The organism is Amycolatopsis sp. NPDC049252 (assembly GCF_043197175.1).
GTDB lineage: Bacteria > Actinomycetota > Actinomycetes > Mycobacteriales > Pseudonocardiaceae > Amycolatopsis.
Genome location: NZ_JBICSQ010000010.1, coordinates 117,685 through 139,178 on the forward strand (window position 1 = coordinate 117,685; position 21,494 = coordinate 139,178).

The following is a 21,494-nucleotide window of genomic DNA, read 5'->3' on the forward strand; positions in this document are numbered from 1 at the left end:
CGGACGGGCCTGGGGTGAAATGCGCACCAACCACGACGCCATACGGTAGTTCACTCGCTCGGCGGCGTTCACTCGAATGCGTGTAAGACGCGTTCGACGTCGTCAGCGGTGTTGTAGAGGTGGAAGCCGACCCGCACCTTCCCGTTGCGCACCCCGGAGACGATCCCGGCCGCGGCCACCCGTTCCGGGTCGGCCTCGAGGGACACGATCGCGCTGCCCCGCGGCGGTAGCCCGAGCTTCTCGAGCAGCGTGTCGGCCAGTCCGGTGTTGTGCGCCCTGACCTGCGCGAGGTCGAGCCCGCCGAGGTACTCCAGCGCGGCGGCCGCGCCCACCTGGGCCAGCCAGACCGGGGAGAGGTCGAACGCGCGGGCGTCGCCGGCCAGGCGCAGCGGGAGGCCGTAGACGGTGGCCCACGGGTCCTCCCCCGCGTACCAGTTGGCCGCGACCGCGCGGGTGCGGTCCTGGGCGTCCGGCCGGACCGCCAGCCAGGCGCTGCCGCGCGGCGAGAGCAGCCACTTGTAGCCCGCCGCGACCACCCAGTCCGCCCAGGCGAGCTCCAGCGGCAGCCAGCCGGCGGCCTGCGTCGCGTCGAGCAGCACCGCCGCGCCGGCGGCCTCGGCCGCGGCCCGCAGCGAGGGGAGGTCGGCGATCCGGCCGTCGGCGGACTGGACGACGCTGACGGCGACGACGTCGTGCCCTTCGACGCGCCCGGCCAGCTCGTCCAGCGGAACTTCGGTGACGCGGTGCCCGCAGGCCGCGAACGGGAAGGTCACGCTGGTGAAGTCGCCTTCGGCGGTGAGCACGCGGGTGCCGTCCGGCAGCGCGGCGGCGACGTTCGCGATCACCTGCGAGACGGACGCGCCGATCGCGACCCGCCCGGCCTCGACCCCGAGCAGCCGGGCGAACCCGGCCCGCGAGCGGGCGACGTACTCGTCGAAGTCCCCGGGCCGGCTCGCCCCGGTCCGCCAGTGTTCGACCGACTCCGCCACGGCCGCGGCGACCGGCGCGGGCGGGATGCCCATGCTCGGCGTGTTGAGGTACCCGGGCGGGACGGCGAAGTCGGCTCCGAAGGCGCGCATGCCCCGAGCCAAGCAGACCGGCGCAACCCGTTTAGGGCAGGAACGCCGTGACGTCGGCGTACGACGGCGGCGTCAGCGGCAGGTCACGGCCGTCGCGCACGGCCAGCGCCGTCCCGGCCGCCGCGGCGAGGGCCATCCGGTACGGCAGCGAGCCCAGGCTGACCCGGGCGACACCCAGCTCCGCCAGCCCGGCCAGGGTCACCTTTCCGGGCAGGAACAGCAGGTTGACCGGGACGCCGACCGCGACGATCCGCTCGACGTCCGCCGGGTCGGCGAGGCCGGGCACGAACACGCCGTCCGCGCCCGCCGCGACGTAGGCCCGCGCCCGCGTCTCGGCTTCGGCCACCGAGCGGTCGCCCGCCCAGTGGGTGTCGGTGCGGGCGTTGAGGAAGAGCTGGGGCGTCCGCTCCTTCACCGCCTCGACCAGGGCGGACTGGACCTCGACCGGGGCGAGGGAGCCGTCGGCGCGGCCGTCTTCGAGGTTGACGCCCACCGCGCCGGCCGCGGCGAGCTCCTCGGCCAGGTCGGCGACCGCGGCCGGGTCCGCGCTGAAGCCGTCGGCGATGTCGACGCTGACCAGTGCGTCGAGCCGGGCCAGGCGGGCGGCCAGCGCGACGGTCGCGTCCCGCGTCGACGGCGCGCCGTCGGCCTCCCCCGCCGCCGCCGACACGCCGAGGCTGGTCGTGCCGAGCGCGCGGAACCCCTGCGCGACGAGGTGCGCGCCGACGCCGAACTCCCACGCGTTCGGCAGCAGCAACGGAGAACCGGGGACGTGCAGTGCACGAAATTCGTCCATGGCCCGACGGTAGGGCGGCGACACTTCGGCCGCCGCCGAAGCCCGGCGGACGACACGCGTACCTGGACGGACGACACGCGTACCCGGGAGGACGACACGGCGAGACCCTCCCTGCTCGCTCGTGTCGTCCACCTGCGTACGCGTGTCGTCCACCTGCGTACGCGTGTCGTCCACCTGCGTACGCGTGTCGTCCGCCGGGGTACGCGTGTCGTCCGGCCCGGTACGGCGTCAGCCGCCGCTGCCGCCCGAGCTGGCGGCCGAGATCGCGGCGGTGCGGGCCGCCTTCAGCTCCCGGACCACCTTGCGCAGGGCCGGAACCGCGGCTCCCGCGCGGTCCTCCAGCTCCGCGAGCCGGGCCTTGAACTGCCGCCGGTCGCGGCGCGGGAGGACCGTGCCCAGCTCGGCCGCCGCGGCCAGCGACGTCAGCGCGGCCACCCCCGGGTCGACCTGGGACGCCGGTTCGGCGCCGCGCAGCGCGGCCGCCACCGCCTCGTGCAGCCGGGCCGCCTCGGCCCGGTCGCGGACCACCGGGCGGCGGCGCGGGAAGAGCCCCAGCACGCGGGACGTCCGCAGCGTGATCGTGCCCGCCGCGTCGAGCTGGGTCTCCAGGGACTGGAGCGTGGCGCGGGCGTCGCGGCGGACCCAGCCGCGCCACTTGCGGTGCGGGTCCGCGGCGAGGTCGCTCAGCAGGTCGTCGAGCACCAGGTGGCCGGTGCCGCCGGGGCCGGTGACCACGGGACGCCCGTCGTCGTCGGCGACCAGGCCGCGCAGGACCAGGTCCGTCAGCGCCGCCGCGCGCACCAGCGGCGCGACCCGGTGCCGGTCCGGCAGCCGGTCACGGCCGGTGTCGCACGCCAGCAGGTAAGCCTGGGCGGGCAAGGACAATGTGCTCATCTTCTCCCTCTCATTGCCGCTTCAGCGCGGGCCAGATCTGTGCCCAGGGCGCGTTCCGGCCGTCGTACTCCCACAACAGCCCGTCGACGACCTGGGTCTCGTGCGCGAAGTAGGGCCGCAGCAGCCCCGGGTCGAACCCGGCGAACAGCACCGCGTCGGCCGAGTCCGGCGGCGGCCCGAAGTACCAGTAGGCCCGGTGTCCACTGTAGACGGTGTGGATGCCGTACGGCGCGCCGTAGAACTCCGTCACCGCCGCGAACGGGTAGATCTCGGAATAGACCGCCGTCCGCGCGCGGACGGCCGGCGGCAGCGCGGCGTACGTCTGCCCGATCACCTTGGCCAGGTCCTGCTGCGGCAGCTCCCCCTGGGCGAACGCGCTGCCGAGGGAAAACGGCCCGAACGACGTCCGCGCCGAAGCCGGCCACACCGGCAGCGCGACGAGCGTGACCACCGCCGAGAGCACGAACGCGGGCCACGCCACGGCTTTCCACCAGCCGGCCAGGTTCCGCCGGGTCAGCTCGGTGGCCGCCGCCGCGAACGGCACGGCGTAGCAGCCCATCAGGTAGTACGACCGCCCCTGCGTCGCGACCACGGCCAGCGCCACGAGGATCAGGGCGACGCCGAGGTACCGGTACGGCCGCAGCTCCGCCGACCGCAGCAGCCGCCAGACGCCGTAGAGCAGGGCCACCACGCCGACCCCGATCCCGGCGCCGAGCAGCCCGTCGCGCACCCACGGGCCGTAGCCCGGGAACTCCGCGGCGACAACTTCACTCATGTGGGTGTAGGGCCAGCCGTTCGCAGCTTGCCAAACCAGTGTCGGCACCGTGACGACGACGGCGATCGCCGCGCCCAGCCAGAGCTTCGGGCGCCGAAGCAAGTCTCGCGGCCCGACCACCAGCGCGGCGAGCAGCACCGCCGCCCACAACGCCGGGATCAGGAACTTCGTCTCCAGCGACACCGCCGTGACGACGCCGGCCCAGACCAGCAGGCCGTCGCGGCGGGTGCGGGTCCAGCGGACCAGCAGCCAGGCCACGACCGTCCACAGGAACGGGTCCAGCACGTAGGTCCCGATCCAGTGGCTGACGATGACGATGCCGGACGTCGCGTAGCAGGCCGCCGCCATCGCCTGGGCGCCGCGGCCGCCGCCGAACTCCCGCGCGATCAGCGCCGTGACGGCCACCCCCGCGGCCGCCGCGAGCGTCATCGGCAGGCGCAGCACGACGAGCGAGCCCGGCGCGAGCCGGTCCATCGCCGCGGCGAGCGCCGGGATGAGGGGTGGCTGGTCGAAATACCCCCAGCTCAGGTGATCTCGACCGGCCACCAGGAAGTAGAGCTCGTCGAACCCGCCGGCGTAGCGCCCGCTGGTCAGGAGCAGCGCGAGCCCGGCGAGGCCCGCGATCGCCACCACCGGGCCCCGGGCGAACGCCACGCTCGTCGTCTGTCGCGTTTGGACAGTCACCACGGTTGCCTCCCTCGCTGTGGTCCGTCCACTCCACCGGATCGAGGGGCACCGGCGAAACGGGGCAAGGGAGATCGTCGCGGCGACGAAAGTTGCGCACCCGCGCCCCACCCGCAACTTTGGTTGCGCATCCGGCGCGACGGCCCGCGCGAGCGGTTACCGTGACCGCGTGACCAGCACCAGGCGGCCGTGGTGGCCGAGCCGCTCCGACGTCTTCTGGCTGTTCCTGGCGGCGTTCGCGTTCGCGGGGCTGAACGTCCTGCTCTACGCGCTGGGCGAGGTCACGACCGGGCCGCTCGGCCCGGCGGCCGGGCTGGTGCTGCAGCTGGTCTGCGACTTCTCTCTGGTGCTGCTGTTCCGGTTCCCGCGGCAGGTCGCCTGGTTCGTCACCGCGGCGGGCGGCCTGATGCTGGCGTCCGACCTGTTCACCCCCGGCCTGCTCGTGGCGGTGCGCCCGCTCGCCCTGACGACGGTGCCGACCATCACCCCGGTCGTGCTGTCGCAGCTGCCGCGGGTGCTGGACCGGCGGAGCGTGCTGTGGCTGGCCGGGATCCTCACGCTGATCGCCGCGCGGCCGTGGGTGCCGAGCTGGAGCACCACGCCGTTCGCCGTGCTCAGCACCACGCTGCCGGCGATGTTCGGGCTGTACGGCGAGGCGCGGCGCCAGCTGCTGCGGTCGCTGCGGGACCGCGCGGAACGCGCCGAGCGCGAGCAGCACCTGCTCGCCGAGCAGGCCCGCGCGGAGGAACGGCGGCGGCTGGCGGGCGAGATGCACGACGTCGTCACGCACCGGCTCAGCCTGATGGTGCTGCACGCCGGGGCGCTCGGGGTGACGTCGCACGAGGAGCCGGTGAAGACGGCGGCCGAGGACATCCGCCGCGAGGGTGCGCTGGCCCTGGACGAGCTGCGCGACCTGGTCGGTGTGCTGCGCAACGGCACCGAGCTGGGCCCGCGGACGCTCAGCCCGGAGCAGCCCGGCGACCCGGCGGGGCTGGTCGAGGAGTCGCGCTCGGTCGGGGTGGCCACCGAACTCGCGGTGGACGGCGACCCGGCGCAGGTGTCACCGACCGTCGCGCGGACGGCGTACCGGCTGGTGCAGGAGGCGCTGACGAACATCCGCAAGCACGCGCCGGGCGCGTCGGCCACGGTGTCGCTGCGCTACCACCCGGGCGGCCTGGACGTCTCGGTCGGCAACACCGCGGCCGCGCGGCGGCCCGACCCGGCGCTGGCGGGCAGCGGCTCCGGGGCCGGGCTCGCGGGGCTGCGGCAGCGCGTGGAACTGGTCGGCGGGCGGTTCGACGCGGGCCCGGTACCCGGCGGCGGGTTCCGGGTCGGTGCGATACTGCCCGCCTACGTACCGACGGCGGAAGGCACGCACAGTGATCCCGGTGCTCGTGGTCGATGACGAGCCGATGGTGTGCGCGCACCTGCGCACGATCCTCGGTTCGGCGGGCGACATCGACGTCGTGGCCCAGGCGGGCGACGGCGCCGAAGCCGTCGAGGCCGTGGTCCGGCACCGTCCGCGCGTCGTGCTGATGGACCTGCGCATGCCGGGCGTCGACGGCCTGACCGCGATCGAGCGGATCGCGGCGCTGCCGGACCCGCCCGCGGTGGTGGCGCTGACGACGTTCGACGCGGACACGTACGTGATCCGCGCCCTGCGCGCGGGCGCGGCCGGTTTCCTGGTGAAGTCGACGCCGCCGGAGGACTTGATCGGCCTGGTCCGGGTGGCGGCGGACGGCCATACGGTCCTGTCGCCGTCCGCGGCCCGCCGTCTGGTCGCCCTGTCCTCGGACGGCCGCGAACGCGGCGACGACGCCCGCCGCCGGACGTCCGGACTCACGGACCGCGAGCGGGATGTGTTGTCCTGCCTGGGCGAGGGACTGTCCAATGCGGACATCGCGGCCCGGCTGCACCTGGCCGAGGCGACGGTGAAGAGCTACGTGTCGCGGATGCTGGTGAAGCTGGACTGCACGAACCGGACCCAAGCGGGCCTGCTGGCCCACGAAGCCGGCCTGGTCGCCCGCTGACCCGCACTTTCGCCGGGAAAGTGCGATGACCTCACACGAACCTCACGCCACTTTCGCCGTGAAAGATGCGGCACCTCACGCCGATTTCACACCGGCCACAGCAGCGGGACCGCGCGCCACACCGCCCAGCCGATGAGGGCGAGCCAGGCGGCGATCCACCCGAGGGCGGGAATCCCGGTGCTCCCCGCGAGCGCCGCGGCGTCGTCCTGCTGACCGCGGAACCCACCGCGGAACCGGTTGCGGACGAGCGCGCGCAGGCCGCCGATTTCGCTGGTCAGCAGCAGCCACGCTTCGGCGTACGCGACACCGTTCTTCAGCCAGGGCGGCGCCCAGCGCAGCGCGCCGAACACGACCGCACCCACCACGAGGACCACCACGAAGGTGAGCGCGTCCCGGGTGAACAGCAGGACGAACAGCATCGCGGCCAGGGTCAAGGCGAGCACCGCGGGGGCCAGCCCGCGGTGCAGGAGGGCCGCCGCGCCCAGGCCGGCCAGCGGGGGCATCGCGTACCCGGCGGCGACGGCCAGCACCCGCGCGAACGGCGAGGGGCTCCACTGCCAGGTACCGCCGGATTCCGCGCCGGTGATCGCGATCCGGCGGACGCCGCCGCCGGTCAGGATGCTCACCAGCGCGTGGCCGCCTTCGTGGAAGAGCGTGCCGAGGAAGTTGGCCCCGTAGACGACATTCCGCCGGCCGCTGACGAAGGACATCATGACGGCCACGACGGCGATCGCGGCGGTCGTGCCCACGAGCGCCCACCCCGGCGGCGGCACGGTTTCGTTGAGCACAGCGAAAGCGGACGCCATGAGTCCCTCCCCGGAGCCGTGGAGCCGTCCTCCACAGTGTCACCGGAGCGGGATTCCGGGCGGAACCTCAGCGGCGGATTGTCCTTGAGCTGTCCAGCCTCACGCGGACGCGGGGGTGTGCTCCGCGTCGTAGGCGTCGCGGGCGTCCTGGACCGACGTCATGTGCTGCCGGGCCCACCGGTCCAGCATCTCCAGCGGCTCGGAAAGGTTGCGTCCCAAGGAGGTCAGCTCGTACTCGACCTTCGGCGGGATCACCGCGTACGCCGTGCGGGTGAGGATGCCGTCGCGGACCAGGCTGCGCAGGGTCTGCGTCAGGACCTTCTGGGAGATGCCGTCCACGCGGCGGGCGATCTCGGTGAACCGCAGCGGACCGGCGGTCAGCGCGCCGACGATGAGGACCGTCCACTGGTCGCCGATGCGGTCGAGCAGCTGGCGGGTCGGGCAGTCGCGGTCGTACGGGTCCGGGTGCACAGCGCGTCTCCTCACTTTCCCAAAGAGAGTAACACGCGATTCAGGCGGTGGGAGCCATCAGCGTGGCGAAGAGGATCCGCAGGTGACGGCGCCCTCGTTCCCAACGCGCGTCCAGCTCACCCTGGTCGCGGGTGGCCCAGCTGGCGATGAGGATGCCGCGGACGACGTCCATCGCGGTGTACACCGCGTGCAGGAACTCGTGGTGCCCCGCGTGCTCGGGCAGCAGGGCCTTGCCGAACTCGACCAGGCTGGACGTCGCGATCGGCTCGACCAGCGCCATCTGGCGACGCAGCTCGGCGTCGGTCCGCGAGGCGACCCACAGCTCGACCGTCGCCGAGAACACCGGTCCCTGGTGCATCTCCCACATCAGCTGCAGCGCGTCGCCGACCGGGTCGGTGGACGCGCGCAGCCGGTCCAGCTCGGCCATCGCGACCTCGGTGCGCTTCGCGGCCAGGTGCCGGATCGCCGAGGTGACCAGGTCGGCCTTCGTCGGGAAGTGGTGCACCTGCGCGCCGCGCGTGACGCCGGCGCGATCGGCGACGCGGGTGGTCGTCGTGCCCGCGTAGCCGTACTCGACCAGGCAGTCGATCGTCGCGTCGAGCAGCCGGACGCGCATCGCCGCGCTGCGCTCCTCCTGGGTGCGGCCGGTCGATCCCCGTCGTGGCGCTGACATGCGCCCACTTTATGGGGCGACGCGTGCCTCGGTCGCGGCGACCAGCCCGGCGACCACCCGCTTGATGAACCCGCCCAGGACCCGCCGGTAGAACCAGCCGGTGCCGGGGATCTTCGCGGTGAACGTCGAATGCCAGTGGACGTCGGTGCCGCCGTCACCCGGCGAAAGGTCGACGTAGGCGACGTAGTCCCGCAGCGGCAGGCCGTGCTCCAGCGCGTAGCCGAACCGGCGCCCGGGCTCCAGCGCGACGATCTTCTCGTACGAGCGGGTGCGGCCGGTGCGGAACAGCCGGACCGCGCCGAGCCCCTCTCGCTCCTCGTCCCCTTCGCTGACCAGCTCGAACGAGCCCAGCGGCGACCAGGTGGGCCAGCTCGCGCCGTCGCGAAGGAGGGCGTAGACGGTGTCGGCCGGGGCGGACGTCCGGCCGCGGATGGAAATGCTCTGTACCATTTGGTACGTGTACCATCTGGTACATGATCGACACAAGCCCGCGGGCCAAGCTGCTGGACGCGGCGATCGACCACATCGCCCACCACGGCGGCGCGGGCAAGAGCCTGCGCGCCCTGGCGGCCGGCCTCGGCACCAGCCACCGGATGCTCATCTACCACTTCGGCTCGAAGGAAGGCCTGCTCACGGCGGTCGCGCGCGAGGTCGAGGCCCGGCAGCGCACGGCACTGGCCGACGTCGGCGAGGGCCGCGAGTTCTGGCGGCGGCTGACCGACGAGGACCTGCGCGCCAACGAAAAGCTCTTCTTCCAGCTCTGGGGCCAGGCCCTCGGCGGCACCCCGGGCACCACCGAGTTCCTGGACGGCGTCGTCGACGACTGGCTCGGCCCGATCGAAGCCCTGCTCGCCCGCTACGGCGTCCCCGAGGCCGACCGGGCCGCGCACGCCCGGCTCGGCCTGGCCGTCACCCGCGGCCTGCTGCTGGACCTGGTCACGACCGGCGACCGCGAGGCCGTCGACGCCGCGATGGAGCGGTTCCTCGCCATGTACGAGTAGCCCTTACACAGCCCGAACATTCGGCGCACGCCGTCCGTACACCCGCCCGCGAAAGTTCTCCTCGTACCGGAAACCTTCACTGAAGGAGACACCATGCGAGGACCCATCTGGACGCGGCGGCTGGCACTGGCGGGCGCCGGGAGCGCGGCCTGCCTGCTGGCGCTGGCGCCGCTGGCCTCGGCCCAGACGACGTCCCCGGCGCCGGTCGCGCCGATCACGCTCAGCCCCGAGGAGTCGCAGCAGGTCTGCGGCGACTGGGTGCCGAAGCTGCAGAAGCGGGCCGACAGCCTGGAGAAGCGGATCAACGGCGGCCCGGAGGTGGCCGGCTCGGTCGCCAACCTCAAGGCCCGCGCGCAGGACCAGCGCACGGCGGGGCACAACGACCGCGCCACCAAGCTCGACGAGCGCGCCACCAAGCGGCAGGGCAAGGTCGGCGAGCTGACCACCGCGAAGCAGAAGCTCGACGCCTTCGCGTCCGCCCACTGCAAGCCGGCCGCCCCGGCGCCGACCAAGTGAGGGCGGCGAGGATCGCGGCAGCGGTCGGGGCCGCCGCGCTCATCACGCTCGGCTGCTCGGCCTGCCGCGACAACCTGGTGGGCTCACCCGGCAGCGACAGCGGGGCTTCCCCGGCGTCGTCCGAGCTGAGCGGCATCGAGTCGACACTCAACGGCGTCGAGTCCGACATGAACAGCGATGGCTCACCCTGACCGGCTAGCGTCTCCCCGGTAGTGACGGCGGAGACGGGAGCGGGAATGGGGTCACCGGGGCGCGGCCTCGTCCTCGTGGTCGAGGACGAGGCCGCGATCGCCGAACTGGCGGCGCTGTACCTCAAGCGCGACGGCTTCGGCGTGCACGTCGAGGCGGACGGCGGCCGCGCGCTCGACGCCGTCCGGCGGCTCAAGCCGGTGGCGATCGTGCTCGACATCGGACTGTCCGGAATGGACGGTATCGAGATCTGCAAGACGCTGCGCGCGGCCGGCGACTGGACGCCGGTGCTGTTCGTCACCGCCCGCGACGACGAGCTGGATCGCCTGCTGGGCCTGGAGATCGGCGCCGACGACTACCTGACCAAGCCGTTCAGCCCGCGCGAACTGGCCGCCCGCGTCCGGACCGTGCTGCGGCGCGCGTCCGGGGCGGCGCCGGCCCCGTCGGCGTTCAGCGTCGGCGCGGCGCGCGTGGACCTCACCAGCCGCCGGGCCTGGGCGGGCGAGACGGAGGTTTCCCTGACGTCCACGGAGTTCGACCTGCTCACGCACCTGCTCCGGCACCCGGGGCAGGTGCTTTCGCGCGACCAGCTGCTCAGCGCCGTCTGGGGGTACGCCGCGGCGGCGGGCACGCGGACGGTGGACGTCCACGTCGCGCAGCTGCGGGCGAAACTCGGCGCGTCCAGTCCGATCAGGACGGTCCGCGGCATCGGCTACGCGGCGGACCCGGCATGAGGTACCGCGGCACCCTGGCCGGGCGGATCACGCTCGTCTGCCTCGCCGTCGCCGGGATCGCGGTGATCGTGGCCGGGTTCGTGGCGGCCCGGTTGATCCGGACCACGGCGGACAACGTGCTGCAGACGTCGCTCTCGGCCCAGGCCGACGTCGTGGCGTCGCAGCTCGACGAGACCGGCATCGGCAACCGGCTCGGCGTCGGCAAGGTCGCCGACGTCGTGCGCGGCCAGGGCATCTCGGTCGTCGTGCGGCGCGCGGGCGGGCAGCCGGCCGGCGACGCGGTGTCCGTGCAGGCGGTGGTGAAGGCGGGGCTCGGCGCCCGGCACTCCGAGCGGGTCGTGGTCGCGGGCGCGCAGTACCTGGTGGAGACGCGCCCGATCGGCACCCGCGGCGCGGCGTTCGGGCTGGTCCTGCCGGCGCGCAACGCGGAGACGACGCAGCGCGCGCTCGTCCGGAACATCCTGTTCGCGCTGGGGATCGGGCTGCTGGTGGCGGCCGTCGCCGGGTTCGCGTCCGGGCGGCTACTGGGCCGTCCGCTGCGCCGCGCGGCCGCGGCCGCCGGTTCGCTGCGGGCCGGCCGGCGGGACGTCCGGGTGCCGGTCGAGGGTCCCCGGGAGGTCGCGGAGGTGGCGGGCTCGCTGAACTCCCTGGCCGACGCGCTGGCGGTGAGCGAGGCGCGGCAGCGGGACTTCCTGCTGTCGGTGTCGCACGAGCTGCGGACGCCGTTGACGGCGGTGACGGGTTTCGCCGAGGCGATCGCGGACGGCGTCGCGTCGGGCGACGACGCCCAGCGCGCCGGGCAGACGATCCAGCGGGAGGCCCAGCGGCTGGAACGCCTGGTCACGGACTTGCTGGAACTGGCCCGGCTGGGCGCCGACGAGTTCCGCCTGGACGTCACGACGCTCGACCTGGGCGCGCTGCTGCGCGACTGCGCGGAGGTCTGGCAGCTGCGGTGCGCGCGGGAGAACGTCCAGCTGTCCGTCGCGGCGCCTGCTACCCCGGTCCCGGTGATCGCCGACGCCCGCCGCCTGCACCAGGTCGTCGACGGCTTGGCGGAGAACGCCCTGCGGGTGACCCCCGCGGGCGCCCCCATGGTCTTCGCCCTTTCGGTGTCCGGCTCCGACGCCCACCTGTCGGTCCGCGACGGCGGCCCGGGCCTGGCCCCGGAGGACTACCCGGTGGCGTTCGAGCGCGGCGTCCTGAACGCCCGCTACCGCGATCGCCGCCCGGTGGGCTCGGGCATCGGCCTGGCCCTGGTCCACGGCCTGGTCACCCGCATGGGCGGGACCCTGACGGCGGGCCCGGCCCCCGAAGGCGGCGCGGCCTTCACCATCACCCTGCCCCTGGCCGCGTCGACTGCCACCGTCCCGCTACCCCGCCCCTGACCCGACCCTCCAGGCACGCGAACCGACCCGCCAGGTACGCAAGCCGACTGTCCAGGTACGCGAGTCGACCCTCCCAGCACGTGAGTCGACCTCCCCATCACCCGTGAGGCGCTTTCAATCACGCGAGATGCCTCTCTGATCACACGAGATCCGCCCTCGATCACGCGAGTTACGCGCCTGATCACGTGAGATGCGCGTCCAAGCACGCGGCGCCGGTCAGGCCGGCGGGGCCAGCTGCGCCGCGCGGTCGGTCACGTCCATCACCGCCCAGTGCTCGACGACCCGGCCGTCGCGGACGCGGATCATGTCCATGCTCGTCACGGCGTAACCGCGGCCGGTCGAGATCTGCGTTCCCGTGCTCGTGTAGCGGTTCACCGAATACTCGCCGTCGCTGACGTTGCGCTCGACCCGGACGCCCACGTCGCGGAAGTCGGCGAAGAACTCGCCGCCCAGCATGGCTTCCCACTTCGCGCGCCAGGCGTCGATGCCGTGGTGGTCGCCGCCCGCGCCGCCGCGGTGGTCGACCACCTCCGGGTCGATGTAGCGCAGGCCTTCGGCGACGCTCTCGGCCGTGAACGGCGTCAGCGCGATCAGCCGGCGGTGCACTTCGGCCGCGTCCATGCTCACTCCTTAAATGGGGAACTCCCCAGTTAGCGTTCGGCTACACTAACCGGGGAGATCCCCAGTTGGCAAGGGAGCGGCATGGCGGCACGGGCCCGCAGGTCGGACGCGCGGGACAACCAGGCGCTGCTGCTCGCCGCCGCGAAGGAGGTCTTCGCCGAGGACGGGCCGGACGCGCCGCTCGATCGCGTCGCCCGCCGCGCCGGCGTCGGCAACGCGACGATGTACCGGCACTTCCCGAACCGTCGCGAACTGGTCGTCGCGGTGTACGCCGACGAAGTCGCGGAGCTGCGAAGCCGCGCGGACCTCGAAGCGGACGACGCCGGCGAAGCGCTCTTCGCCTGGCTCGGGCTGTTCGTCGAGCACGTCCGGACCAAGCGCACCCTCGCGCTGTCGCTGGCCGATCCCGCGGGTGACCACGAGAGCCTGTTCGCGGGCTGGCACGCCGCGATGAACACGACCGCCGCCACGCTGCTCGGCCGCGCCCGGGCCGCCGGCGCCGTCGCCCCCGACGTCACCGAGCGGGACCTCCTCCTGCTCGCGACCGGCATCGCCCTCTCCGGCGGCGAGCCCGCCCGGCTGCTCACCCTGGTCCGCCGCGGCGCGTCGGCCTCCTGAACACACGTGTCGTCCACTCAGGTACGCGTGTCGTCCACCCAGGTACGCGTGTCGTCCGTTCCGGCACTCGTGTCGTCCGTTCCGGCACACGGGACTCGCGTGGCTGGAGGCGCATCTCGCGTGATTGGACGGACGACACGCGTATCCCAGTGGACGACACGCGTACCTGGGAGGACGACACGGTGAGGGTCGTTAGGGTCTGGGGATGGAGATGCTGCACCTGCGCTACTTCGTCGCGGTCGCCGAGGAGCTGAACTTCTCGGCGGCGGCCCGGAAGCTGCACATGGCCGCGTCGCCGTTGAGCCAGCGGATCAAGGACCTCGAACACGAACTCGGGCAGCAGCTGTTCGACCGCAGCACCCACCACGTCACGCTCACCGCCGCCGGGGCCGCGTTGCTGCCGCTCGCGCGGGACGTCCTCGAGCAGGTGAACGCCATCCCGTGGCGGCTCAAGGAGGCGGCCGAGCCGCAGCGCAGCACGGTTTTCCTCGGCATGCCCGCCGGCGTGCACCCGGACCTGCGGGAGCGGGTCAACGCCCTGGCCGAGCGGGTCAAGGCGCGCTACGAGCTCAAGCGCTGGCCGGGCACCACCGCCGACCTCGTCCAGGGCGTGCACGACGGGAAGCTCGCGCTCACCCTCGCCCGGCTGCCGGTCACCGATCCGGCGCTGGAGCAGCTGCCCGTGATGTCGGAACGGCTCGGCGCGGTCGTTCCGGCCGACCTGTTCGCCGGGCGGGACTCCGTTGCCCTGGCCGAGCTGGCCGAATTCCCGTACGTGGCCTCACCTGGGGAAATCACGCCCGCGTACTTCGACCAGCTCGATCATCAATTGAACGAACTGGGCGTCAAGAAACGCATCCGGCTGACCAACACCGGCTACGGCGGAACGTCCGAAATCATTTCCAGCGGCGAGGCCTTTTCCATTTCCATGCTCGACGACCGGAGCCCGATGCACGGTTACCGCCTGGACAACGTGATCGTGCTGCCGTTCAGCGACTTCCGGCCTCAGCTGGACACCGGCCTGCTGTGGCGCCGGGACCGCGACCTGCGAGAACTCGTCGAAGCCGCGAAAGACATCTTCAAAGAGCCCCTCAGCAGCTGAAGAAATGGTATGACCATCGCGGTCACACCATTGTGCGCATCATGATCATTCCCTTTCGTGCCGCCCGCGCCTACGTTCGTAAGTAGAGCAACGAAGCAAGGCGCGAAAGGACGAATGATGACGGACATCACCCCCACCGCCGCCGGCCCGCTGGACGGCGTGCGTGTGATCGACCTCTCGACCGTGGTGATGGGCCCGTACGCGGCCCAGATCATGGGCGACCTCGGCGCCGACGTGATCAAGATCGAGTCCCCCGCGGACACCGTGCGGGTGGGCCAGTACCGCACCACGCCGGGCATGACCCCGCTGAACCTGAACGTCAACCGCAACAAGCGCAGCGTGGCCCTCAACCTCAAGGACGAGGCCGAGCGCGAGCAGGCCCTCAAGCTGATCGACACGGCCGACGTGCTGATCACCAACATGCGCCCCGGCGCGCTGGCCCGGCTCGGCCTGAACTACGCCGACGTCGCCGCGCGCAACCCGCGCCTGGTCTACGCCCACGCGCAGGGCTTCCGCAGCGACTCCGACCAGGCCGGCAACGCCGCCTACGACGAGACCGTGCAGGCCTCCTCCGGCCTGGTCGACGTGGCCAACCGCGCGCTCGGCGAGCCGGTCTACCTGCCGACGATCATCGGCGACAAGGTGTCGTCGCTGACCATCGCCTACAGCGTGCTCGCCGCGCTGGTGCACCGCGACAAGACCGGCGAGGGTCAGCGGATCGAGATCCCGATGACGGACACCCTGCTCGCGTTCAACCTGGTCGAGCACCTCGCCGGCCACACCTACGAGCCCGCCGAGGGCCCCACCGGCTTCGGCCTGTCGATGACGAAGGGCCACGCCGCGGTCCGCACCAAGGACGGCCTCGCCTGCGTCATCCCCTACAACCCCAAGAACTTCCGCGACTTCTTCGCCGCGGCGGGACGTCCGGAGCTGGCCGCGGACCCGCGGGTCAACGGCGAGGCCATCGACCGCACCGACAACGAGTGGCTGACCGAGCAGATCGCGGCGTGCGCCCCGGCGCTGACCACCGAGGAGTGGGCCGAGGTCTGCGCAAAGCACAGCATCCCGATGGCGCCGGTGCTCGAACTGGACCGGGCGCACGAGGACAGCTACGTCCGCGACGGCCACCTGCTCGACACCGTCGAGCACCCGAGCGAGGGCACCATCCGCACGGTCGGCATCCCGGTGAAGTTCTCCGCGACGCCCGGCTCGATCCGCCGCCTGGCCCCGCTGGCCGGACAGGACACCGCCGAAGTCCTCGCGGAACTCTGAGAAAGAAGCAAGACCATGACCGAAGTACGTACCGAGCGGATCGGCGGCACCCTGCTGATCACGATCGACCGGCCGCAGGCCCGCAACGCGGTCAACGCCGCCGTCGCGGCCGGGCTGGCCGCCGCGCTGGACGAGCTGGAAGCCGACCCGGCGCTCCGGGCGGGCGTCCTGACCGGCGCCGACAACACCTTCAGCGCCGGCATGGACCTCAAGGCCGCGCTGCAGGGCGAGTCGCCGGAGATCCCGGGACGCGGGTTCGGCGGCCTGACCGAAGCCGAGCTGACCAAGCCGCTGATCGCCGCCGTCGAAGGGTCCGCCATGGGCGGCGGGTTCGAGCTGGCCCTGGGCTGCGACCTGATCGTCGCCGCCGAAGACGCGAAGTTCGGTCTTCCGGAAGTGAAGCGTGGCCTGATCGCCGCCGGTGGTGGCGTGCTCCGGCTGCCGAAGCGGATCCCGCACCACCTGGCGATGGAGTTCCTGCTCACCGGCGAGCCGGTCACCGGCCGCCGCGCGGGTGAGCTGGGCCTGGCCAACCGCGCCACGCCGAGCGGGGACGCCGCCGCCGTCGCGCTGCAGCTGGCCGAGAAGCTGGCGGAGAACGCGCCCCTGGCGCTGGCCGCCGTGAAGAAGATCGTGCGTGCCGCGGATCCCGCGACCGTGCAGCGTGAACAAATCAAGAAACTGATGCAGTCCGCCGACGTCCGCGAGGGCATGACCGCCTTCGCCGAGCGCCGCAGTCCGAAGTGGACCGGTGAGTGACATGAAGATCGACGAAGTCCGCCGGCACGTGACGACTCCCCTGACCGCCCCGGCGTTCGCGCCCGTGGTCCCGAGGTTCACCGACCGCGAGTACCTGAACATCGTCTACCGCACCGACGCCGACGCCCTGCGCGCCGTCGTCCCGGAGCCGCTGCGGGTCGAGGAACCGTTGGTGCGCTTCGAGGTCATGAAGATGGGCGACGTCTCCGGCTACGGCCCGTACACCGAATCCGGCCAGGCGATCGAGGTCAGCTTCGACGGCGAGCGCGGCGAGTACCTGCACGCGATGTACCTCGACAACTTCCCGGCCACCGCGTCCGGGCGCGAGGTCAGCGCGTACCCGAAGACCGTCGGCCGCCCGAGTCTGTATGTCGACAACGGTGTCCTGGTGGGCACCCTGGACTACGGGACGCTCCGGGTGGCGACCGCGACCATGGGCTACAAGCACCACGAGCTGGACGTCCGCGAGGCCGAAAAGCAGATCACGGTCCCGACGTTCATGCTCAAGACCATCCCGGGCTACGACGGCACGCCGCGAGTGCAGGAGCTGGTCCGCACCGAGATCACCGACGTGGTGGTCAAGGAGGCCTACACCGGCCCCGCGCGGCTGCAGCTGTTCCAGCACGTCCTGGCTCCGCTGGCCGACCTGCCCGTGCTGGAGGTCGTGTCCGCCAGCCACATCCTCACCGACCTGACGCTCGCTCCGGTCAAGCCGGTCTTCGACTACTTGGAAGGAGCGCGGTCATGAAGAACGCCGCAGTCATCGGCGCGGGCACCATCGGCCTGTCCTGGACGGCGTTGTTCGCCCACCACGGCCTGACCGTCCGGGTCAGCGATCCGCGCCCCGACCTCGCCGAGGCCATCACCGACGCCCTCGAGACGTTCGCCCCGCACCTCGGCACGACCGCCGAGGCCCTGGCGGGCCGGGTCTACATCGCCGCCGACGTCACCGAAGCCGTGCGCGACGCGGATGTCGTGCAGGAGAACGGTCCCGAGAACGTCGAGTTCAAAAAGGACCTGTTCGCGACCCTGGTCAAGGAAGCTCCGCAGCACGCGTTGCTGCTGAGCTCGTCGAGCGCCATCCCGTCGACGGCGTTCACCGGTGAAATCGACGGCAGCCGGGTCCTGATCGGACACCCGTTCAACCCGCCGCACCTGATCCCGCTGGTCGAGGTCGTCCCCGGCGAGCAGACCAGCCGGCAAAGTGTCGAAACCGCCGTCGACTTCTACACCTTCCTCGACCGCACACCGGTCGTGGAGCGCAAGGAAATGCCGGGCTTTGTGGGGAACCGGCTGCAGAACGCGCTGAGCCGCGAGGCGATCTACCTCGTCGAGCAGGGTGTGGTGACGCCGGAGGACCTGGACAGGGTCATCACGAATTCGCTCGGGATCCGCTGGGCCACGGTCGGGCCGTTCCTCGGCTCACACCTCGGTGGTGGCCCCGGCGGGTACCGGCACATGGCCGAGCACATCGGCAAGTCGATGAAGCAGATGTGGGCCGGGCTGGGCACTCCCAGCCAGCGCCCCGAAGAGCAGGAACGGCTGATCGAGGCCGTCGAAAAGGCTTACGGCTCCTCCACGTACTCGGAACTCGCCGGGACGCGCGACCGCAAGCAGCTCGCCGTGATCAAGGCAGTGGAGGAGAACTGACATGGAACCGCTCAAGGACAAGCTGACCGCCGACTTCTACGACTTCGAAGCGCTGCTGCCGGACGACGAGCGCAAGCTGCTCGTGAGTGCGCGCGAGTTCATGCAGAACGACGTGAAGCCGCTGGTGAACGAGAACTGGGAAAAGGGCACCTTCCCGAAGGAACTGATCGGGATGTTCCGCGAAAGCGGTCTCGCCGGGCTGCCGTACGAGGGGTACGGCGAGCACAAGCCCGCGGTCAGCCACCTGCTCACCGGCATGATGGCGATGGAGATGAGCCGCACCGACGCGTCGGTCGCGACGTTCTTCGGTGTCCACAACGGACTCGCGATGTACTCGATCCACTCCGGCGGCAGCCAGGAACAGCGTGACCGCTGGCTCCCCGGGATGGCCGCGATGGACAAGATCGGCGCGTTCGCGATGACCGAACCGCTCGGCGGCTCCGACGTCGCGGGCGGCATGCGTACGACCGCCAAGCGCGACGGTGACACCTGGGTCCTCAACGGCGCCAAGAAGTGGATCGGCAACGCGACCTTCGCCGACTACATCGTCGTCTGGGCGCGGGACGTCGACGACAACCACGTCAAGGGTTTCGTCGTCGAGAAGGACATGCCAGGCTTCGTGCCGGAGAAGATCGAGGGCAAGATCGCGTTCCGGATCGTCGAAAACGCCGAGATCACCCTGACCGACGTCCGCGTGCCGGAGGCCAACCGCCTGCAGGGCATCAACTCCTTCCGCGACGTCGCGGAGATCCTGCGCGCCACCCGCGGCGGCGTCGCGTGGCAGGCGCTCGGCGTGGCGATCGGCGCCTACGAAGCCGCGCTCGCCTACGCCCAGGAGCGGCAGCAGTTCGGCCGGCCGATCGCCCGCTTCCAGCTGGTGCAGGACCTGCTCGTGAAGAGCCTCGGCAACATCACCGCGTCGTGGGGCATGCTCGTGCAGCTGGCCCGCCTGCAGGACGCCGGGATCTTCAAGGACGAGCACTCGTCGCTGGCCAAGGCGTTCGTGACGTCGCGGATGCGCGAGGTCGTCGCCTGGAGCCGCGAGATCTTCGGCGGCAACGGGATCGTGCTCGGCTACGACGTCGCGCGGTTCTTCGCCGACGCCGAGGCGATCTACTCGTTCGAGGGCACTCGTGAGATGAACACGCTGATCGTCGGCAAGGCGATCACCGGACAGTCCGCGTTCGTGTAAGGACGCTCAGTTCACGCAGCCGGCGGCCGTCGAGGTCGCCGGCTGCTTCGGCGTGGAGCCGGGGGCACCCGGCGACGGCGTCGACGTGCCGGTCGCGGCGACCGGGCGGACGCCGACCGCCGCGTCACCCGAGGCCTGCACCGACGGGGTGCTGATCGCCGTGCGCACGAACTGCTGGACCTGGCCCGGGTCGACCTTCACCGCGTCGCCGTCGGACGGCGTCGCCAGCGAGAGGCTCTGCACCGGGATCGTGGCGAACCCGATCGCGCCCGAGGTCATCCCCCGCAGCTGCTGCGCGAAGCTCAGCACGTCCCAGCCCCGGTCCAGCACCACCGCGCCCTGCACCGCGCCGACCAGCGCGTTCAGCTTCGTCGGATCGGTGAACGTGCCGGCGTTGAGGACGGTCTTCGCCATCCCGGACAGGAACGCCTGCTGCCGTGCGATCCGGTCGAGGTCGCCGTTGAGCAGGCCGTGGCGCTGCCGCACGAACGCGAGAGCCTGGGCGCCGGACAGCGTCTGCTTCCCGGCCGGGAAGTCCGCGCCGGAGTAGGTGTCGTGCACCGGCGCCTTGAGGCAGACCTCGACCCCGCCGACGGCCTGCGACAGCGCGTCGAACCCGGCGAGGTTGATCGACGCGTAGTGGTTGATCGTGAGGCCGGTGAACTTCTCGACGGTCTGGATGGTGGTCTTCGCGCCGGCCTCGTTCGCCGCCACCTCCAGCTGCGCGCCGGACAGCCCCTGGGCCCGCAGACCGGACATCGAGGCGTTCTTGCCGCGGCTGTAGGCCGAGTTGATCTTGTGTTTGCCGTAGCCGCCCGCGATGTCCACATAGGAGTCGCGCGGGATCGAGATCGCGGTCGCCGCGGCGCCGCCGGCCGGGATGTGCACCACGATGATCGTGTCCGTGGTGTCGCCGCCGTCGTCGCCGCTGCCCGCGTGCAGGGCGTCGAGAACGTTCTGCGGCAACGGGTTGCCGTACGCGTCGGTCCGCGCGTCGATCCCGACGAGCAGGATGTTCTGGGCGACCTTCAACGGCTCGCCGGGCGGAGCGTCTTCGGTGCCGATCTGGGCGGCAGGCGGGATGACGTTGGCCGTGACGATGCCGTCGTCGAGCTTGCTCAGCTGCGACCACGCGTACCCGGTCGCGGCGAGCACCAGCGTCGACACGACGCCGAGCACCACGCGGCCGCCGACGCGGCTCCCCCGGGACGACCACAGCACGACAGTTCCCCTGCTTCCCTCGATGACCCCTCGAAAGGCCTTCCGCCCCCTCGTTCGAGGATCACCGCGCTAGCTGGGAATTACCTGAGAAACTTGTTGAAAGCTTGTGACGCTGCCCGATCGGCCGAGCAAGAACGAGCCCAACGGCCGATTTCGCGACGCACCGTGCCCGCGCGGGCACGGGAAAGTGCTGTGGCGCCTGCCACACGCGTCCCGGCTACCGGGTCAACGCGGCATCCTGCGCCAGATCGCGCGGGGCAGCAAGCGCATCCCGAAGAAGACCGGACGGAGTACGCCCGGCACCCAGACGACCCCGCGCCCGCGGCGCAGCGCGGCGACCGTCGCGTCCGCGACCTGATCCGGCGTGCTCGAAAACGGCGCCGGAGACATGCCCTCGGTCATCCGCCCGATCACGAAGCCCGGGCGCACGAGCAGCAGGCGGACGCCGGAGCCGTGCAGCGCGTCGGCGAGGCCGCTCGCGAAGCCGTCGAGGCCGGCCTTCGCCGAGCCGTACACGTAGTTCGCGCGGCGCACCCGCACCCCGGCCACCGAGGAGAACACGACGAGACTGCCGTGCCCCTGCGCGCGCAGCAGGTTCGCGGCGTGCGTCAGGACACCGACCTGGGCGACGTAGTCGGTGTGGACGATCGCGGCGGCGTGGGCGGCGTCGGACTCCGCGCGCTCCTGGTCGCCGAGGACGCCGAAGGCGAGCACGACGACGTCCAGGGGCCCGTGGTCGGCCGCGACCTTCTCCAGGAACGCGCCGTGTGCGGCGAGGTCGTCGGCGTCGAAGTCGGCCGTTTCGACGGTTTCGGCACCCGCCTCGCGCAGCGCGGCGACCTCGGCAGCGAGGTCGGCGCCCGGTCGCGCGGCCAGCACGAACCGCCGCGTGTCCCCGTTGACCAGGCGTTTCGCCACGGCCAGCCCGATCTCACTGCGTCCGCCGAGCACCAGCACCGTTCCGCTCACCCGGGCAGTCTCCCAGCCGGGACCACCACCCGCGAAGGCAGGTCGGTGCACGAAATG

The 21,494-nt window shown here is 72.1% G+C and carries 25 protein-coding genes; 14 read left to right on the top strand and 11 right to left on the bottom strand.

The window, feature by feature from the left end:
* Window positions 1-68: 68 nt before the first annotated feature.
* The 4 genes from ACGFMK_RS15480 to ACGFMK_RS15495 form a co-directional block, all read right to left on the bottom strand.
* Entirely contained in the window at window positions 69-1,079 is a 1,011-nt protein-coding gene (locus ACGFMK_RS15480) for an aminotransferase class V-fold PLP-dependent enzyme (protein WP_392762662.1), read from the bottom strand.
* Window positions 1,080-1,110: 31 nt separating this feature from the next.
* On the bottom strand, window positions 1,111-1,875 hold the full coding sequence (locus ACGFMK_RS15485) for an isocitrate lyase/phosphoenolpyruvate mutase family protein (protein ID WP_392762665.1): 765 nt from the start codon (window positions 1,873-1,875) through the stop codon (window positions 1,111-1,113).
* A gap of 228 nt (window positions 1,876-2,103) precedes the next feature.
* Window positions 2,104-2,769, bottom strand: a complete 666-nt coding sequence (locus ACGFMK_RS15490) for a GPP34 family phosphoprotein (protein WP_392762667.1) — start codon at window positions 2,767-2,769, stop codon at window positions 2,104-2,106.
* A 10-nt stretch (window positions 2,770-2,779) separates the two neighbouring features.
* Window positions 2,780-4,231, bottom strand: a complete 1,452-nt coding sequence (locus tag ACGFMK_RS15495) for an ArnT family glycosyltransferase (RefSeq protein WP_392762670.1) — start codon at window positions 4,229-4,231, stop codon at window positions 2,780-2,782.
* Between the two features lie 166 nt (window positions 4,232-4,397).
* Here ACGFMK_RS15495 and ACGFMK_RS15500 point away from each other — a divergent pair, with 166 nt between their 5' ends.
* Together ACGFMK_RS15500 and ACGFMK_RS15505 are read left to right on the top strand one after the other, a co-directional pair.
* On the top strand, window positions 4,398-5,633 hold the full coding sequence (locus ACGFMK_RS15500; protein WP_392762673.1) for a sensor histidine kinase: 1,236 nt from the start codon (window positions 4,398-4,400) through the stop codon (window positions 5,631-5,633).
* Complete coding sequence (locus tag ACGFMK_RS15505; protein WP_392762676.1) at window positions 5,608-6,258, top strand: response regulator; 651 nt, start codon at window positions 5,608-5,610, stop codon at window positions 6,256-6,258. Before ACGFMK_RS15500 ends, ACGFMK_RS15505 begins: the two co-directional genes overlap by 26 nt.
* A gap of 86 nt (window positions 6,259-6,344) precedes the next feature.
* On the opposite strand, the gene ACGFMK_RS15510 is transcribed toward ACGFMK_RS15505, so the two are convergent.
* From ACGFMK_RS15510 to ACGFMK_RS15525, 4 genes are all read right to left on the bottom strand, one after another.
* The gene (locus tag ACGFMK_RS15510; protein WP_392762677.1) at window positions 6,345-7,064 is read right to left on the bottom strand and encodes a M50 family metallopeptidase; all 720 of its coding nucleotides are present in this window, start codon (window positions 7,062-7,064) and stop codon (window positions 6,345-6,347) included.
* Window positions 7,065-7,163: 99 nt separating this feature from the next.
* A complete protein-coding gene (locus ACGFMK_RS15515) occupies window positions 7,164-7,535 on the bottom strand; it encodes a winged helix-turn-helix transcriptional regulator (protein ID WP_392762680.1) in 372 nt (123 codons plus the stop codon).
* A gap of 40 nt (window positions 7,536-7,575) precedes the next feature.
* Window positions 7,576-8,151 carry a TetR/AcrR family transcriptional regulator gene (locus ACGFMK_RS15520; RefSeq protein WP_392762862.1) on the bottom strand — a complete coding sequence of 192 codons (576 nt, stop codon included), beginning with the start codon at window positions 8,149-8,151 and terminating at the stop codon, window positions 7,576-7,578.
* Between the two features lie 66 nt (window positions 8,152-8,217).
* Window positions 8,218-8,658, bottom strand: a complete 441-nt coding sequence (locus tag ACGFMK_RS15525) for an SRPBCC family protein (RefSeq protein WP_392762682.1) — start codon at window positions 8,656-8,658, stop codon at window positions 8,218-8,220.
* A gap of 23 nt (window positions 8,659-8,681) precedes the next feature.
* Between ACGFMK_RS15525 and ACGFMK_RS15530 the strand changes: the two genes are divergently transcribed.
* The 5 genes from ACGFMK_RS15530 (at window position 8,682) to ACGFMK_RS15550 (ending at window position 12,033) form a co-directional block, all read left to right on the top strand.
* Complete coding sequence (locus ACGFMK_RS15530) at window positions 8,682-9,209, top strand: TetR/AcrR family transcriptional regulator (RefSeq protein WP_392762684.1); 528 nt, start codon at window positions 8,682-8,684, stop codon at window positions 9,207-9,209.
* A 93-nt stretch (window positions 9,210-9,302) separates the two neighbouring features.
* A complete protein-coding gene (locus tag ACGFMK_RS15535; RefSeq protein ID WP_323331493.1) occupies window positions 9,303-9,725 on the top strand; it encodes a hypothetical protein in 423 nt (140 codons plus the stop codon).
* Window positions 9,722-9,916 carry a hypothetical protein gene (locus ACGFMK_RS15540; RefSeq protein ID WP_392762687.1) on the top strand — a complete coding sequence of 65 codons (195 nt, stop codon included), beginning with the start codon at window positions 9,722-9,724 and terminating at the stop codon, window positions 9,914-9,916. Before ACGFMK_RS15535 ends, ACGFMK_RS15540 begins: the two co-directional genes overlap by 4 nt.
* Before the next feature lie 45 nt (window positions 9,917-9,961).
* Window positions 9,962-10,648: a response regulator gene (locus ACGFMK_RS15545; protein WP_392762689.1), complete on the top strand. Its 687-nt coding sequence runs from the start codon at window positions 9,962-9,964 to the stop codon at window positions 10,646-10,648.
* Window positions 10,645-12,033, top strand: a complete 1,389-nt coding sequence (locus ACGFMK_RS15550; RefSeq protein WP_392762691.1) for a sensor histidine kinase — start codon at window positions 10,645-10,647, stop codon at window positions 12,031-12,033. The genes ACGFMK_RS15545 and ACGFMK_RS15550 overlap by 4 nt, the downstream gene beginning before the upstream one ends.
* Window positions 12,034-12,249: 216 nt before the next feature.
* Here the strand turns inward: ACGFMK_RS15550 and ACGFMK_RS15555 are convergent, their stop codons facing one another.
* Window positions 12,250-12,654 carry an ester cyclase gene (locus tag ACGFMK_RS15555; RefSeq protein ID WP_392762694.1) on the bottom strand — a complete coding sequence of 135 codons (405 nt, stop codon included), beginning with the start codon at window positions 12,652-12,654 and terminating at the stop codon, window positions 12,250-12,252.
* Between the two features lie 81 nt (window positions 12,655-12,735).
* Here ACGFMK_RS15555 and ACGFMK_RS15560 point away from each other — a divergent pair, with 81 nt between their 5' ends.
* From ACGFMK_RS15560 to ACGFMK_RS15590, 7 genes are all read left to right on the top strand, one after another.
* Window positions 12,736-13,272 carry a TetR/AcrR family transcriptional regulator gene (locus ACGFMK_RS15560; protein ID WP_392762696.1) on the top strand — a complete coding sequence of 179 codons (537 nt, stop codon included), beginning with the start codon at window positions 12,736-12,738 and terminating at the stop codon, window positions 13,270-13,272.
* Window positions 13,273-13,477: 205 nt separating this feature from the next.
* Window positions 13,478-14,374, top strand: a complete 897-nt coding sequence (locus tag ACGFMK_RS15565) for a LysR family transcriptional regulator (protein ID WP_392762698.1) — start codon at window positions 13,478-13,480, stop codon at window positions 14,372-14,374.
* A 117-nt stretch (window positions 14,375-14,491) separates the two neighbouring features.
* Entirely contained in the window at window positions 14,492-15,646 is a 1,155-nt protein-coding gene (locus ACGFMK_RS15570) for a CaiB/BaiF CoA transferase family protein (protein WP_392762701.1), read from the top strand.
* Window positions 15,647-15,661: 15 nt separating this feature from the next.
* Window positions 15,662-16,405: a crotonase/enoyl-CoA hydratase family protein gene (locus ACGFMK_RS15575; RefSeq protein WP_392762703.1), complete on the top strand. Its 744-nt coding sequence runs from the start codon at window positions 15,662-15,664 to the stop codon at window positions 16,403-16,405.
* A gap of 1 nt (window position 16,406) precedes the next feature.
* Window positions 16,407-17,153: an acetoacetate decarboxylase gene (locus ACGFMK_RS15580; protein WP_392762706.1), complete on the top strand. Its 747-nt coding sequence runs from the start codon at window positions 16,407-16,409 to the stop codon at window positions 17,151-17,153.
* Entirely contained in the window at window positions 17,150-18,055 is a 906-nt protein-coding gene (locus ACGFMK_RS15585) for a 3-hydroxyacyl-CoA dehydrogenase NAD-binding domain-containing protein (RefSeq protein WP_392762708.1), read from the top strand. Before ACGFMK_RS15580 ends, ACGFMK_RS15585 begins: the two co-directional genes overlap by 4 nt.
* 1 nt (window position 18,056) lies before the next feature.
* Window positions 18,057-19,247, top strand: coding sequence for an acyl-CoA dehydrogenase family protein (locus ACGFMK_RS15590; RefSeq protein ID WP_392762711.1), 1,191 nt, complete (start codon window positions 18,057-18,059; stop codon window positions 19,245-19,247).
* Between the two features lie 6 nt (window positions 19,248-19,253).
* Here the strand turns inward: ACGFMK_RS15590 and ACGFMK_RS15595 are convergent, their stop codons facing one another.
* Both ACGFMK_RS15595 and ACGFMK_RS15600 read right to left on the bottom strand, forming a co-directional pair.
* Window positions 19,254-20,468: an LCP family protein gene (locus tag ACGFMK_RS15595; RefSeq protein ID WP_392762714.1), complete on the bottom strand. Its 1,215-nt coding sequence runs from the start codon at window positions 20,466-20,468 to the stop codon at window positions 19,254-19,256.
* 225 nt (window positions 20,469-20,693) lie between these two features.
* Window positions 20,694-21,437 carry an SDR family NAD(P)-dependent oxidoreductase gene (locus tag ACGFMK_RS15600; RefSeq protein ID WP_392762716.1) on the bottom strand — a complete coding sequence of 248 codons (744 nt, stop codon included), beginning with the start codon at window positions 21,435-21,437 and terminating at the stop codon, window positions 20,694-20,696.
* Window positions 21,438-21,494: the final 57 nt, after the last annotated feature.